Annotated in this window: 13 protein-coding genes and 1 pseudogene; all 14 read left to right on the forward strand. The window is 34.3% G+C overall.

From position 1 onward, the window contains the following. Nucleotides 1–6: 6 nt before the first annotated feature. The 14 genes and pseudogenes from T541_RS0117175 to T541_RS0117245 all read left to right on the forward strand — a co-directional run bounded on the left by T541_RS0117175 (nucleotide 7) and on the right by T541_RS0117245 (nucleotide 15,613). The gene (locus T541_RS0117175) at nucleotides 7–972 is read left to right on the forward strand and encodes an L-lactate dehydrogenase (RefSeq protein ID WP_034467802.1); all 966 of its coding nucleotides are present in this window, start codon (nucleotides 7–9) and stop codon (nucleotides 970–972) included. 58 nt (nucleotides 973–1,030) lie between these two features. Continuing rightward, nucleotides 1,031–2,011: a hypothetical protein gene (locus T541_RS0117180; protein ID WP_026653800.1), complete on the forward strand. Its 981-nt coding sequence runs from the start codon at nucleotides 1,031–1,033 to the stop codon at nucleotides 2,009–2,011. A 21-nt stretch (nucleotides 2,012–2,032) separates the two neighbouring features. Next, nucleotides 2,033–3,157, forward strand: coding sequence for a DegT/DnrJ/EryC1/StrS family aminotransferase (locus T541_RS0117185; protein ID WP_034467805.1), 1,125 nt, complete (start codon nucleotides 2,033–2,035; stop codon nucleotides 3,155–3,157). Nucleotides 3,158–3,242: 85 nt separating this feature from the next. Beyond that, entirely contained in the window at nucleotides 3,243–4,088 is an 846-nt protein-coding gene (locus T541_RS0117190; protein ID WP_026653803.1) for an alpha-1,2-fucosyltransferase, read from the forward strand. Between the two features lie 26 nt (nucleotides 4,089–4,114). Next, nucleotides 4,115–5,188: an acyltransferase family protein gene (locus tag T541_RS0117195; protein ID WP_026653804.1), complete on the forward strand. Its 1,074-nt coding sequence runs from the start codon at nucleotides 4,115–4,117 to the stop codon at nucleotides 5,186–5,188. Next, a complete protein-coding gene (locus T541_RS0117200) occupies nucleotides 5,185–6,948 on the forward strand; it encodes an ABC transporter ATP-binding protein (RefSeq protein ID WP_026653805.1) in 1,764 nt (587 codons plus the stop codon). The genes T541_RS0117195 and T541_RS0117200 overlap by 4 nt, the downstream gene beginning before the upstream one ends. Nucleotides 6,949–7,108: 160 nt before the next feature. Next, nucleotides 7,109–8,006, forward strand: a pseudogene (locus T541_RS22105) (acyltransferase family protein). 74 nt (nucleotides 8,007–8,080) lie between these two features. Beyond that, complete coding sequence (locus T541_RS0117215) at nucleotides 8,081–8,737, forward strand: class I SAM-dependent methyltransferase (RefSeq protein WP_026653809.1); 657 nt, start codon at nucleotides 8,081–8,083, stop codon at nucleotides 8,735–8,737. 5 nt (nucleotides 8,738–8,742) lie between these two features. After that, nucleotides 8,743–9,768 (forward strand): hypothetical protein, encoded by a 1,026-nt coding sequence (locus T541_RS20205; protein WP_051538332.1) that lies wholly within the window; start codon nucleotides 8,743–8,745, stop codon nucleotides 9,766–9,768. 76 nt (nucleotides 9,769–9,844) lie between these two features. Next, on the forward strand, nucleotides 9,845–11,452 hold the full coding sequence (locus T541_RS0117225) for a hypothetical protein (RefSeq protein ID WP_026653810.1): 1,608 nt from the start codon (nucleotides 9,845–9,847) through the stop codon (nucleotides 11,450–11,452). 47 nt (nucleotides 11,453–11,499) lie between these two features. Beyond that, the gene (locus tag T541_RS0117230) at nucleotides 11,500–12,561 is read left to right on the forward strand and encodes an acyltransferase (protein ID WP_026653811.1); all 1,062 of its coding nucleotides are present in this window, start codon (nucleotides 11,500–11,502) and stop codon (nucleotides 12,559–12,561) included. Nucleotides 12,562–12,630: 69 nt separating this feature from the next. After that, nucleotides 12,631–13,356, forward strand: coding sequence for a glycosyltransferase family 2 protein (locus T541_RS20210; RefSeq protein ID WP_034467808.1), 726 nt, complete (start codon nucleotides 12,631–12,633; stop codon nucleotides 13,354–13,356). A gap of 10 nt (nucleotides 13,357–13,366) precedes the next feature. Further along, a complete protein-coding gene (locus T541_RS0117240) occupies nucleotides 13,367–13,951 on the forward strand; it encodes a serine O-acetyltransferase (RefSeq protein WP_051538333.1) in 585 nt (194 codons plus the stop codon). 6 nt (nucleotides 13,952–13,957) lie between these two features. Continuing rightward, entirely contained in the window at nucleotides 13,958–15,613 is a 1,656-nt protein-coding gene (locus tag T541_RS0117245; RefSeq protein WP_081780014.1) for a glycosyltransferase family 4 protein, read from the forward strand. Nucleotides 15,614–15,662: the final 49 nt, after the last annotated feature.

A 15,662-nucleotide genomic window follows, 5' to 3' on the forward strand; every position in this document is an offset into this window, starting at 1 on the left:
AATTGTATGAAGAGAAACTATATTGTTGGAAACAGAAAAGTAGCAATTATCGGATCGGGATATGTTGGATCGTCCATAGCATATGCTCTAGCTATTAAGGATGTGGCTAGAGAAATTGTGCTCATAGACATCAATCATGATAAGACTGATGGAGAAGCCAAAGACATTAGGCATGGATTACCCTCGATGGGAACTGCGGATTTATATGCCGGTGATTATTCAGATTGCGTGGATTGTGATCTCATAGTTATAACCGCAGGTAGAGGACGCAAGCCCGGTGAGTCAAGGCTTGATCTGACTAATGAGAATGTCGCCATTATGAAAAATGTTGTTACTTCTATACAGCAGTATTACACGCGAGGCGTAATATTGGTGATTTCGAATCCAGTAGATATACTGACTTACAAAGTGACAGAATGGATGGAATTGCCTGATGGTATGGTATTTGGCTCGGGGTGTATTCTGGATTCATCTAGGTTTGTCAGAACTATCGCAGATTATGCTGAACTAAGCACTGGTGTCATTAACGGATACATTGTTGGCGAACATGGTGATGGCATGGTTCCTGTTTGGAGCCATGTTACAGTTGGCGGAATTCCTATAGATGATTATTGCTCAGATATGGGAATTGAATGGAATGATGGCATAAAGAGTGATATAACAAATAAAACTAGAACTATGGGATCTGAAATAATAGCTGGAAAAGGTCGAACTCACTATGGTATTGCAACCTGTGTATGCCAGCTTGCTGATGCAATAATAAATCAGAAGCCTACCATAGCATCAGTATGCTCCATTCTTCAAGGCGAGCATGGTTGCAGAGGTGTTGCGTTATCAGTTCCGTCGGTGGTCGGGCCTTCAGGGATAGTCCAAAGGATTAGAGAGAGGTGGGCTCCAGAGGAGTATAGGGGGTTCTTTGATGCAGTGGAAAATGTTAGAATGATTTTAAATAGTGCTAATATTGGTAGTTGATAATATGGTATTGACGTATTTTTTCATATCTTATTAAGATTTTTATGGAGTAGAGTTCATGGAATATAGAATTGATGATATAAATAATAGAAAATATAAGTTTAAATACTTACATTACTTTTTTAGAGAAATATTCGAACAGAAGATATTAGAAGATAGGATGGGTATAATCCGGAAAAACAAAAATAATTGTTGTGGGTACGAATTGCCGGATATAAATCAAACTAACGATATAATCTTTTCTGCTATAGAATCAGATAAACCGTTTGCTTTAGTCAGACCTGGTAATGGTGAAAATAGTTTTGCTGTAGAATGGGAAGAAGAGAAACTATTTGGAAAAAAACTATATAAAAGACATTCTGACAATTATGACAAGTTTAGCGCAGGATGTGGTAATAGGGTTGATGAATATCAACTCTTGTATAGAAATGATGTATCGGATGCTGATATCTTCTCTGTTTTTCCTGGGTCTATTTTGGAAGAATACTTTGTCGATAGATACTGTCGAAGCGCGTGCAAAATCAATTATACTGTGATGAATCCTATATCAGCTAAAAGACCGTGGACAGATGCATTAAAAGGCAAGAGAGTTTTATTTGTTTCTCAATTTGCAGATTATCTTATTGATCAGTATTTGAAGAAGGAACAAATATATAATGGTAAATGGATGTGGCCTGATTTTGAATTAATTCCAGTAAAATCTGTTTGGTACTTCCATGAGAGTAGCAAGTTTCCATCTATGTTTGAGGCTCTAGACTATTTATACAATCAGATCATGAAACATGATTTTGATATAGCTATTCTTAGTTGTGGTCCATTAGCAATTCACTTAGCTCCGATGATAAAACGAGCAGGAAAGCAGGCTATTCAGTATGCAGGGGAATTGCAATTGTTATTTGGAATTAAAGGAGCAAGGTGGGATAATAATCCCTATTTCAAACCATTCTTTAATGATTCTTGGATAAGGGTAACAAAAGAACAAGTTGGAATAACTGAGGAAGAGTCCAAGAACTTGGATGGTGGTGTATGTTATTGGTAATGTGATTTGTTAATTGAAAGGATGATAAGTAAAGTGGATAAGATATTGGTTACAAGATCATCAATGCCTCCAATGGAGGAATATTTTGATGAGATAAAGTCGATATGGGAATCTCATTGGCTTACTAACATGGGAATCAAACATGTGGAATTGCAAAATGAATTAAAAAGAAAATTTGATGTAGATAATGTTGAGCTATTTACAAATGGTCATATGGCTCTAGAGATGACTATTCAAGCGTTTGGATTTGAAGAAGGAAGCGAAGTAATAACAACACCGTATACATTTATATCTACTACCCATGCAATAGTGAGAAATGGTCTAAAACCGGTGTTCTGCGATATAAATCCTGAAAACTATACGATTGATGTGGATAAAATAGAAGATCTGATAACTGATAAAACAGTAGCTATATTACCAGTTCATGTATACGGTAATATCTGTGATGTTGAAAGAATACAGCAAATAGCAGATAAGCATGGATTAAAGGTTATATATGATGCAGCGCATTCTTTTGGTGAGAAGTATAATGGCAAAAGTGTAGCTCAATTCGGTGATGTATCGTGCTTTAGTTTTCATGCGACTAAGGTTTTTAATACTATAGAAGGTGGCGCAGCGTGCTATAGTGATAGGGCTTTAGGCACAAGGTTATATCAGCTTAAAAACTTTGGTATAGCTGATGAAGAGACTATAAATGGAATAGGTGCCAATGCAAAAATGAACGAATTTTGCGCCGCTATGGGTATATGTAATCTTAGACATTTTGATGAGGAAATTGCTAAGAGAAAGGCAGTATATAGCAGATACTTAGAAAATCTTGAGGATATTCCAGGAATTAAGCTTAATAGAATTCAAAGAGATGTTAAGTACAACTATGCGTATTTTCCAATAGTTGTTGATCCTTCAGTTTATGGAAAAACTAGGGATGAGCTTCATGACCTTTTACTTAATAATGGAATGGGATCAAGAAAGTACTTCTATCCTATTTCAAATGCGTGTGATTGCTATAGTAAGGAATACGACGCGGAAGATACTCCGATAGCTTTAAGTATCAGCCATAATGTTTTGACTCTTCCGATGTATTCTGATTTAGAATTAGAAATTGTGGATAAGATATGTAATATCATTAGGACTAAGTGCTTCTGAGATTTGATGTGAAGACGCGAAAGATATTCTAGGATATATTGAGAAAGGAGTTGAAGGTAGATTAGATCTACTAAATACTGCTTTTATGGTTATAGTACGTATTCAAGGTGGATTGGCTAATCAAATGTTCCAATACGCCTTTTATTACTGGTTAACACAAAAACATATTGAAAAGTCACTTGATATAGATACTTATATAGATAATTCTATGTATTATCACAGGGTTCCTAGCCAAGAATGTGATCCTGTTCATAATGGGTATGAATTAGAAAAAGTTTTTGGAATAAAAGATAAAAGTGCTGATTTAAAAGATGTTTATCGCTTAAGTGAATATAGGTATGATATTGTGCGAAAAGCTTTTGTTAAAGCTAAAGTGAAACTGGCTGGAAGAAAAAAAACTCAAATTGGCGATAATGAAGATTATTTAGAACATGTTGATCTAGCTACAGCAGATGAGATGTATTTTTCAGGAACTTGGGCTGCGAAGTTTAAATACGCAAATGATTACTCGTCAAAAATCCGTGATATATTTTCATTTCCGGAGATAGTTGATGATAATAATATGAAAATACGTTTGAAAATAGAAGAAACAAATTCTGTTAGTATCCATGTTAGACGAGGAGATTATCTTAATATTCGTAATGGAATTAACCTAAAAAAGGATTATTACGATAATGCAATAGAAATAATTAGAAGAAGAGTTAACCATCCCGTGTTTTTTGTTTTTTCTGACGATATAGAGTGGTGCAAAAAGAATATCAATTATGGAGATACATTTTTTATTGATTGGAATAAAGGCGATGAGTCTTATCGTGACATGCAACTTATGAGTTTGTGCAAGCACAATATTATTGCGAATTCTACATTCAGTGCCTGGGCAAGTTGGCTTAATAGAAACGAGGATAGAATTGTTATAAGTCCAGAATCGTGATAGTCTTTTCAACGGGGAGAGGTCATATGCTACATTCTGTTTCTGAGGGAAAAAACAGAAATTCTTTTGTGGAAATTTTAAGGATTCTGTGCATTTTCGGTATATTGCTAATGCATAAGAATGGGCGTTTTGTAGATAATGCGACTGGCGTTGAGATTCCGTGGATAATGGCAGTTAACTTGTTTAATTTTGAGTCAACCTTTTTGATGCTAGTTTCTGCGTATTATGGGAATCCATTTTCTTCTAGAAAAAGGCTTCTTAAGCTTTGGTTTATGGTAATATTTTATAATTACAGTGTTTTTATCATTTCTTCTTTTAGCAATGGCTTTTTAATTGATAATCTAGAACAACTCATGAGTGCATTCTTCCCTATAATATCGGGTAGATCATGGTTTGTTTCAGGCTATATTTTGATATTGATGGGAGCTCCATATATAGAAAAAATGCTACAGACATTAGATCAAAAGGAGTTTTTTGAAATTATAGTTTTGGGTGTGCTATTCTTTTTTATAATACCAACTTTTTCTTTGTGTGGAATGCTTTCCGTCTCTGGAAAAGATGCTGGAACGCTTTTTGTTGCATATTTAATTGGGAGGTATTTAAATAGGTTCAAGATTCTGGATAGAAAGAGCACTAGGCAGTATGTGTTACTTGCTTTTATAAGTGTGATTTTGCAATTGGGATTAAATGGATTCTGTATAGCAATGTGGCGGGTAACATTGCACAAAAGCGGAGTTATTTTACCATTTTCATGGGATCATTCATTTTTGGAGTTATTATTATCTATTTCTTTACTTGGTATAGCATATAATAATAGTTTTACGAACAGTGTGATTAACGTTATTGGAAAATGTGCTTTGGGTATAATGCTGGCTGAAGGAATGGTTTATTTACCCTTTGAATTATTGAGACAATATCAGAAAATAGAATTTGGAATGAAATATGTTTTATCAGTAATTCTTTCAGTTGTTTTTGTGATGATAGTTGGCTTAGTTATTGAAAGTTTGAGAAAACTAGTATTCAACTCAATAGAAAACTATTTTATTAGTAAATTTGTATTGTTGAGAAGAAAAATACAGAATGGAGAGGTTAAAAATTGATTAGTGGCATAAAAACTTGGATTGAGTATATTAGAAAATTACAATACATCATGACCAAGAGACAAAAGACCATAGCTACCTTTTTGGTTGTTCTGGTATTGGTAAATGCTGTCCTTCAGACAGTGAGTGTATATGCCATTTCTCCTTTGGTTGGCTCTATGACGAATAGAGATTTTTTCCTGGAGAGCAAGATTATACAATTGATATCCGCTGTATTTCGAACTAGCGATTATACGAGATTATTTTGCTTGTTGTGTGTTGGTATTGCTATTTTGTACCTGATAAAGGAAATAATTTCAGTGTTTCAAATATGGTTTGGAATCAAATTTGCTCAGAAGGTTCAAAGAGAGATATCGCAAACTGTTTTAGATAGTTACATGAGCAGAGAATATGACTTTTTTCTTGATTATGGAACTCCGAAGCTTATTCGTGATATAAAAGAAGATCCTTCTGCGACATACAATATAATAACATGTCTACTAAACATAGTTACTGAGTTGTTAACTGCATTATTGCTTCTTGTTTTCATTATTCTGTCTGATTATAAGATGGCTTTATTTATTCTAGTATTGGCTGTGATCAGTATGCTTGTGATGATTTATGGCTTTAAACGTACCTTGTTAAAAAAAGGTGAAGAAGCGAGATGGAAAGCTGCAGAAAATCATAAGGTGCTACTAGAGAGCGTTGAGGGAATAAAAGAAGTAAAAGTAATGCGAAAACAGAAGTTTTTTTCAAAACTGTTTTTTGAAACATACTTAAAATCACAAAAGCCAATGGTGTTTCAAAACATGGCAGCCACAGCTCCAACTAACGTAGTAGAGGGGATTTTTGTTGTGGGTATTATGTTTTACTTAGGGGGAATGGCTATTGTCGATGGTAGTTTTTGGAATAAGCTCCCTATGTTGGCGTCATTTTTAGTTGCTGCTATTAGATTACTTCCCTCAATTGGGCGTATAACAAATAATATAAATAATATACAGTTTTTTATACCCGCATTAGAGTCGGTTTATAACAATGTTAGACTAATAAGAGAGAGTAATGAAGTTCTAACTACTGACAATAAAGAGGATGAAGATAATAGTATAGAATTTAATAATGAGTTAGTATTGCAGAATATATCCTATCAATATAAAAATACTGATAGAAAGGTATTGGATGGTATTAGCATGACCATTCATAAGGGCGAATCGGTAGGAATAATAGGGCATTCGGGCGCAGGAAAATCCACTTTGGCGGATATTATACTTGGGCTTCATATTCCACAGAGTGGAGAGGTTTTACTTGATGGAACAAGTATATATGATATTCCTTATGAATACAGCAGAGTTATAGGGTATGTACCTCAGAATGTCTATCTAGTTGATGGGACAATAAGAGAAAACATAGCATTTGGAGAGGCAAAAGCTTCTATCAATGACGATGCTATCATTGAAGCATTAAAGAAAGCAAAATTGTATGATTTTGTAATGGATTCTGAAAATGGATTGGATACTATTGTTGGTGAACGTGGAGTTAAGTTTTCTGGTGGTCAAAGACAGCGATTAGCTATTGCTAGAGCCCTGTATCGAAAACCACAAATACTTATTCTTGATGAGGCAACATCCGCATTGGACAATGAAACGGAATCTGCAGTTATGGAACAAGTTGAGGAATTGCAGGGGGCAATTACTATTATCATAATTGCGCATAGGCTTTCTACTATTGAAAAATGTGATTATGTTTATGAAATAGTGGAAGGAAAAGCAGTTAAGAAAAAGTAATACTGATATAAATAGCGATTCTGTATTGATTATTAGTACATAGATGATATATTAGGGTGTATTTGTGGCGTGATGAAAAAAGAGAGTTGATTTTATGATTTCTTCAAAGGTTATTTCATTTAATTCTGACAATGCCAGAATGATAAGGGCAATTGCTTGCATGGGGGTTTTTATTACGCATACAGGAAGGTATTTGACTAGTAATAACTTATTATCTAGTTATTTTTCATTTGGTGCAGAAGGTGTTAGGGCTTTTTTTATATTGAGCGGTTTTTTTATGTGCTGTTCTGCTGAGTTAAGTGAAGGTAATGTATGGGGATACTATAAGAAAAGGACACAAAAAATAATACCAATATATTATTTGGTGATTATTGCATATGTCATTCTAGGGAAGCTAAATATTTATCCTTGGCCCATTGATACTTCCAAGCTATATTTTACGAGATATTTTTTCTTTATAAGTACTAGTGTACCGTCTAATGAAGAGTATTGGGTTAATTTGGGAGGAACATGGACTATTAGCTATTTTGTTTTATCTGCTGGCCCCTATACTATATAGGTATATAAATAATTGGAAAAGAAGTATGATGCTAATTGTTCCATTTTTGGTATTAGGTGCAGCTATACCAGACGGTGTAATAGAACCAATAAAAGGGTTAAGTGTTTTTGTGCTTGGAATAGCAACATATTATGCAATAAAAGAAGAAAAGACTCTTGAAACTATTGTAGCATTTTCACTAGCTGGGCTTTTTCTATATATTCCTGGGTATGGTTATCCATATGGAGATGGATTTATGATTGCAGCTATTATAGTTGCACTACTATCCGTAAAGAGCAAATGCAACTTGAAAATAGTCAATAAAATCATGGGGAACATAGCAAAGCATTCCTACGCTATATACCTTCTACATCCTTTATTTATTTCAGCAATTAAAGAGAACTATATCAGATCAGTTTGTCCATTAGGTGGTATTGTCTATTTTATATTGATATTGGTATTAACAATAATAACAGCGCAGATTTTGGATGGCTGTCTTTATGTTGGCGACAATGTTTAGTTTAATTCTATTTCTTCTGTATAGTATCATTTGAAGGGGGATAATGAACATTATGCGGTTCATTAAGTAATGAGATGAAAAAAATAGTATATATCGGCTGTGGATGCGATGCCATAGAGGGCGCAGACAATTTGGATAATTCGTTTTCTGTAAAGTTGGCGTACAAGCCATTTTTGTTATTTGTGTTTAAAGCGTTGCATCTGCTATCAACGGAAAACATAGAATTCATTAAGTACGTAAAAGAACATAATGTTACATATGGGACAGCCAAAAAGTTAAAATATGACGATGATTCTGTAGATGTAATTTATACATCACATATGTTAGAACATTTATATACTGATGAAATTGAAAGATTTATTTCTGAATCGTACAGGGCATTAAAGTATGATGGAGTATTGAGAATAGTGATTCCTGATCTACGGAAGAATGTTGAAATGTATTTGAATAATCAGGATGCTGACCAGTTTGTAGATTCTTTATTGCTAAGAGATTATGGAAGAAAAAGACCGACACTTAAAGAAAAGTTGAAAATGTTCATGTTTGGCGAGAGAATGCATAAGTACATGTATGATGAAGAGAGTTTAAAGAAGCTAATTCTCTCAATTAGTGAGTTTGATGTCATCAATCTTAAACCAGGTGAAACAACTATAGATTTTAGTACGGGTATTGATTTAACACGTAAGTCTGATGAGAGTCTTTATATTGAATGTATTAAAAGATCAAGGTGATAATAATGATTTTTTGCACATTATTCGACAGTTACTATTTAGATAAGGGACTTGCATTATACAATTCCCTCTTAAATGTAACCAACAATTTCAAATTATATATTTATGCTTTCGATGATGTTGCATACAATGTACTTAGTGAAAAGAAGCTTCAGAATGTCGTAGCATTGCGCAAGGAGGATCTTGAGACCTCATATCCTATTCTTAATAAACTCAAGGAAGAACGCTCAAAGGCAGAGTACAGTTGGACATGTACTCCAGTAGCGATAGAGTATGTTCTAAAACACTTCAATGAAGAAAGCTGTACATATATTGATGCGGATCTGTATTTCTTTTCTGATCCGCAGATTCTTTTTAATGAGATAAAATCTGCTGGGGCTAACGTATTGGTAACGCCACACAGATTTACTGACAGTATAAAAGATAGAAGACTGCTTAATAGAAGTGGTAAGTATTGTGTGGAATTTAACTACTTTGATAATTCGGAGAATTCGTTGGAGGCACTTTCCTGGTGGAAGGAGAAGTGCTTTGAGTGGTGCTATCATATATACGAGAAGGATCGCATGGGTGATCAGAAGTATATTGAGAAGTTTCCGGAGATGTTTGAGGGAGTACATGAACTTGAGAACCTTGGCGGAGGTGTGGCACCATGGAATTTAGCTCAGTATGAATATACAGGCAATAATCTGGATAACGGGATGAATGCCCCTGTATTAAGAGAGAAAGCAACTGGTAAGGAGTTTCCAATTGTCTTTTACCATTTTCAATCAATGCGCTACATTAGTGAAGATTTGATTATAATTAGATCTGAAACTCATTCGAAGAAGACTAAGGATATTATATATAGACCATACTTAACAGAGCTGGAAAAAATTAGGCAGCAGTTAAAAAAGCAAGGAATAACCTTTTATGTAGCTCAGTCATATGCGAGTAATCCAATAATAAAGTTTGTTCAGAAGTATATTCTTCGTTTTAAGATGAAGAGCCTTACGGATGTTTATAATTTGAAAAAGTTAAGGAAGACTATATAAAATAGTTCTGAGAACTGACGATTTCTATTTATAGAAAGAATTAGTTATAAGGCATAGTTATATGGGAGAGTGGTGCATGGCCATTGATAATTATCGTAAGTTGACACTTTCAAAAGTGTTTCTATTTTTATATTTCATAATCATGTTTGGAGCCAGAGCTTTTGGCATTATGGAAGGTAGTCTTGCCTACAACATAGTGCTTGTAATCGGAGCTGGCTCTATTTTTCTTAGACTTATTTCAATTGAATACACTGTATTCGAATTGATTGTTATATCCGTTATTATGGCATTTTCTGGGCTTTCCTATGTGCTAAGTGGTGAGAAGGGTATTCTTTTGTATCTATGTTTGATGTTTGGTATGAAAGAAATAGCTTCAAAATCTGTGGTAAAGGCTGCAGAGGTTATATATGCAATTGCATTTCCAGTCATGGCATTTCTTGCTATTACTGGAATTATTCATGATACGGTTTGGTATATTCAAAGGGGCGTTCTGGGTACATCCACTGATGCAATAATACGATGGTCTTTTGGTTATCATCATAGCAATGTGTGTCATATCGTATTTCTGATTCTGTGTGCTACTTTTCTATATTTTTCTCCCAATAATAAAAAGAGATTGATAATAGATGCTATAATTGTGGTTGCTATGAATATAATCCTATATTTTTATACTTATAGCAGAACTGGATTGGCGTGTGCTTTTTTGCTCATATTTATGAATCTTTATTTTGGACTTATCAAGAAGATACCAGTAGTAGTGAAGGCTTTATTAGTTTCGGTATATCCTTTAATAATGGCAGGATCTTTACTTTTGCCACTGCTTATTAAGCCAGGAAGATTATTTGATGTTTTAGATAAGGTTACAAGCTGGCGCCTTTTTAAGTCATACAATTTCATGCACAATTGTAATCTTCCTTTGTTTGGTCAAAGGCTTAATATGGACTTTGCTACAATGCTAGATAATTCATATCTTTATGTGATTGGTCAGAATGGCATAGTGGTTGCGGTTATTATGTTAATTATAAATATAATGACCGTTGTGTACTTAATTAAGCAAGATAATAGAAAAGCTTTAGCACTTGTAGTCATGATTCAGGCCGCTGGATATATGGAGCCCTTCATGTATAACCTTTCATTCAGGAATATTGCCTTTATCTTCTATGGTGAAGCATTCTACTATTATGTAAGAGTACTTGCCAATAGAATCAATAATGCGCTTTTACGCAAAGAATTCAGAATTCTATGCCTTGATAAAGAAATAAATACGCTTGATGGTATTTCGAATAGAATTGAAGAATTTAATAACAAGCTTACGAGAGCAATTTATGGTAATATTGTAGTGGTTCTTATTGTGTCTGCTATAATAACTGGTATTGCTTATCTTGTTATTAACAATACGTCGCAATGGCCAACTGTAGTGTATTCATGTGATGTTAATGCAGATAACTATAAGGAGATTAATGAATATCTGACATTGGATGAGGTGAACTCAATAAGGGAAAATGGGGGGATCGTATTTAACTACAAAGATGAATTTACACCAGTGTACAAGATTCCGTTTGATTATGGATACATTTATCATATGTTTATCTATACTAAATGTTTTGCGCTTTTTTTACTTTCGTTTATAGTTTCTTCATTTGGAATGTTAATAAGGAAGAAGCAAATTAAACAGAACGCATGATTACTTTTAGAAGGGCTATTTTAAAATAGATATATTATAAAGTGGAAATGGAAAGAAAGACATATTGTGATTATTTGAGAATAGTAGCAACGTTTGCGGTTATAGTTCTTCATGTATCAGCTACTAATTGGTATGGAACAAACGTAAATGAATTTGCGTGGAAAACCTTTAATATCTATATGAGTATTGTTAGATGGGGCGTTCCGATTTTTGTTATGATAAGTGGATCTTTATTTTTGAATAAAGATATTTCCTATGGAAAAATATATAGTAAGTATATATTCAGATTGATGTTTGCTTTTTTGTTTTGGAGCCTTTTTTACGCGTTAGCATCTGAAGATACTTTGAAAAGAGGAATTGGTTATGGCCTTAAAACACATATGGGTGATATAGCAAAGGGATACTATCATATGTGGTTTATTTTGATGATAATTGGTGTTTATATGTGTATTCCAATATGCAAAGCTATTATTTCCAATGAATTGGTTATGAAGTATTATTTGTTTTTATCTTTCATATTTGCGTTTCTTTTACCATGGTTGATTCAAATTCTCAAGGATTTCGTAATAGCAGATAGTGAATCAATGATGAAAGTTATCGGAGTTATTATTTATAATCTAGATACAATTGGTATTAAAATGGTTTTGGGATATACATTTTATTTTGTACTAGGTTATTATTTGGACAGAATTTGCTTGAATAAAAAAGCCAGATTAGTAGTTTATTTTTTTGGGGGGGTGGGACTCATCTTTACAGTCGCAGCGCAACAAGTTTTAGCGGTAAGAATGAAGGAACCCTTTCAGAATTATTTTGGGAATTTTAATGTAAACGTCTTGGCAGAAGCTATATGTATACACACTTTCTTCAAATATCACTCATATAAAGGAAGTATCGTAAATTCAAGGGCTGCTTTTCTTTCAAACTATACATTTGGAGCGTATTTGATACATGTATTTTTTATAGAGAAGTTATCGTTTATGGGACTAGATACAATGAGCTTCGCACCATTATTATCAGTTCCAATCATTTCGTTATTGGTATTTGTCATGTCTATGTGCGTATCGGCAATATTGCATTCTATACCAATAGTTAAAAAATATTTGGTGTAGCAGTCGATAATAGGATGTATGTTATAGTATAGGAATGATTATAGAAGTGATATTTATAAAGGACTAGTTATGGATCCACTTTTTACTATAATCACTGTCTGTTATAACAGTGAAAAGACAATTGAACGAACAATACAAAGTGTCTTAAATCAGACTAATAAGGACTATGAGTATTTGATCATAGATGGGGCATCTACTGATGGAACACTTGATATAGTTCGGAAGTATAAAGCTAGATTTGATGGCAGATTAAAGCTCATTTCGGAAAAAGATAATGGGATATACGATGCCATGAACAAGGGAATACAAAAGGCATCAGGCACTTTAATTGGTATTGTGAATAGCGATGATTATCTAGAAGAGGATGCGCTTGATAATATAGCTAATGCATATGATGGATATGATTATGAGATATTGTACGGGATGCTTAGGACTGTCAGAAATGGACAGGAGGTCCAGGTATACATCAAGAATCATGAGTTGATTGATGAGGATATGATTGCTCATCCAAGCTGCTTTGTGACCAAGAAGATATATGATGCATTCGGAATGTATTCTCTAGACTATAAGTATTCAGCTGATTATGAGTTTATGCTGAGAATGAGCAGAAATCCTGAAGTTAAGTTTAAGGAAGTATATAAGATTATATCGAATTTCAGCATAGATGGAGCGTCATCTTCTGTTCGAGGCTATATGGATACATTGAGACTAAAGAAAGAATATGGTCTTATTGGAAGCGGAAAGTATAGAAGAGAAATGCTTAAATGCAAGTTGTCACTAATTTTGAAAGGCTGATGGGAATAACATGAATTGGAACCAGACAGTTCTGTATATTAAAAAGGATATATATCGTAGTATTGGAGATTATTCCATAGGCCTCTTTTGGAAGACCTTTTTTTCTGGTGCCTCAACAGTCAATCTTTTGATTCATTATAGGCTGTGTCATTACTTTATAGGTAAAGGAAACAAGCCATTCTACTATCTATTTTTGATTAAATTTAAAAAGCTTCAGGTTCGTTGTGGGATAGAGCTAAATCCGAGGACAGAGATAGGCTATGGATTACGCCTTCCGCATAGGGGAAGTATTGTGATTCATCCTAACACCAAGATTGGTAATAATTGCGAGATAATGTCTTGCGTTACTATTGGCAATAACATTCTCAAAGATAGAGATGCGGTCGCTACGATAGGCGACAATGTGATGATATGCACTGGAGCTAGGGTTATTGGGAATGTATCGATTGGAAATGATGTTATTATTGGTGCCAATTCTGTTGTGAACAAAGATATAAGGGAAGGCACGATAGTTGCTGGAATTCCTGCTAAAGAGATTAAAGATAATGACAATATGGATTATCTTATAAATACGGAGTACAAACCAGGTTGGTAAAGAGTTATGAATAAGACATTTACAAATAGAATATTAGGAATAGATGTGTCGGTTACCAGCTTGGAAGATTTGGTTCTGAATATTAAATCACAGCGAGATGATTTTAAAGGACAGACCATTAAGCTAGTAAGCGCAGGCGAGCTGGTGGAAGCTTCTAAATATTCTAGAAAAGCTGATGAACTTAAGAAGGCAGATCTTTTGCTACCTTCAAGCGAGCCTATTGCATGGATTCAAAGACTTAGAGGATTTAAAACAGCAGAATCTATCGACGAGGCAAAACTAAGGCAGGAGCTGGCTGATTTAATCCAACATGATGAAATAAAAATAGATGGCCCCGACTATCAAAATGTTGTAGATGAGATAAAGTTTATTTGTAAGTGCATCCCAGATGCATTTAGGTGGTCAAGGAAGAATAGTAATGATAAGAAAGATTTACTGATTTATGCTCATTACTACTATCCAGATGTGGCATCAACAGGGCAGATTCTTACCGAGCTTGCGGAGGGGCTAAATGAAACCTTTCATACCACAGTAATCTGCACTGTGCCAAGTTATACGGGGAAGATAGAAAAGAAGTACAAAAAGCATAAGTATTATTATGAGAATATAAATGGTGTAGATATATTGAGAATAAGAGTTCCTGAGTTCAGGAAGAATTACTCACCAAGTAGAATTATCAATATAGTTTCCTACTTTTTTGGAGCTATGTTTGCAACTGCCAGAGTAGGACATCAGGATTATATATACACAATTTCGCAGCCCCCTGTTCTAGGAGGGCTTCTTGGTGTGTTTGGCAAGCTAATAAAGCGAGGAAAACTGATTTATAATATTCAGGATTTTAATCCTGAACAGGTCAAAGCAGTGTCGTTTACCAATAACAAGCTTGTTCTCGGGACTATGATGTTCTTGGATAAGCTTAGTTGTAGATGCGCAGATAAGATAATCATAGTCGGAAGAGACATGATTGATACGCTAAAAAGCAGATTTCCCAAGAACATGCCAGTTTATGCACATATTAACAACTGGATCAATGAGAGGGAAATTGTTCCATTATTATCTACAGACGCTAATGTACAGGCGTTTAAGGATAAGTATGGCCTTAATGGCAAGTATATAATCATGTATTCAGGAAATATTGGTCTGTATTACGATTTGATTGAAATAGAAAAGATTATCGGTGAATTTAAGGGCAATAGTGATGTTGCTTTTGCATTTGTAGGCCAAGGAACAGTTCTTGATGAGATGAAAGCTTATAAAGAAAAAGAAAAGCTCGATAACATAGTCTTTATTCCATATCAGAAAAAAGAGGATTTGGTGTACAGCTTAAATGCAGGAGATGTGCACTTTGTTGTTAATGCTAAGGGAATTAAAGGCGTTTCCGTTCCTAGTAAACTGTACGGAGTAATGGCAGCAGGAAAGCCAGTACTAGGCATTCTCGCACCTGGATCAGAGGCGAGGCTCATTGTAGAAGAGGCCAATTGCGGCGTAGTTGCTGAACCTGGAGATTATAAGGAAATCGCAAAGACGATTAAGTTCTTTATCGATAATAAATATAACCAGACAGTGGTAGACATGGGCAAGAATGGGCGTGAGTTCTTGGAAAGGAAATTAACCAAAGAAATTTCAATCCAAAAGTATGCGCAGGAGATTTTATCGATATAGTTAGCTTTATATACTATGAATAGCTGAGATTTTGTGTATGTGAGGGATA

The organism is Butyrivibrio proteoclasticus P6B7, assembly GCF_000622085.1.
In the GTDB taxonomy this organism is placed as follows: Bacteria; Bacillota; Clostridia; order Lachnospirales; family Lachnospiraceae; genus Butyrivibrio; species Butyrivibrio proteoclasticus_A.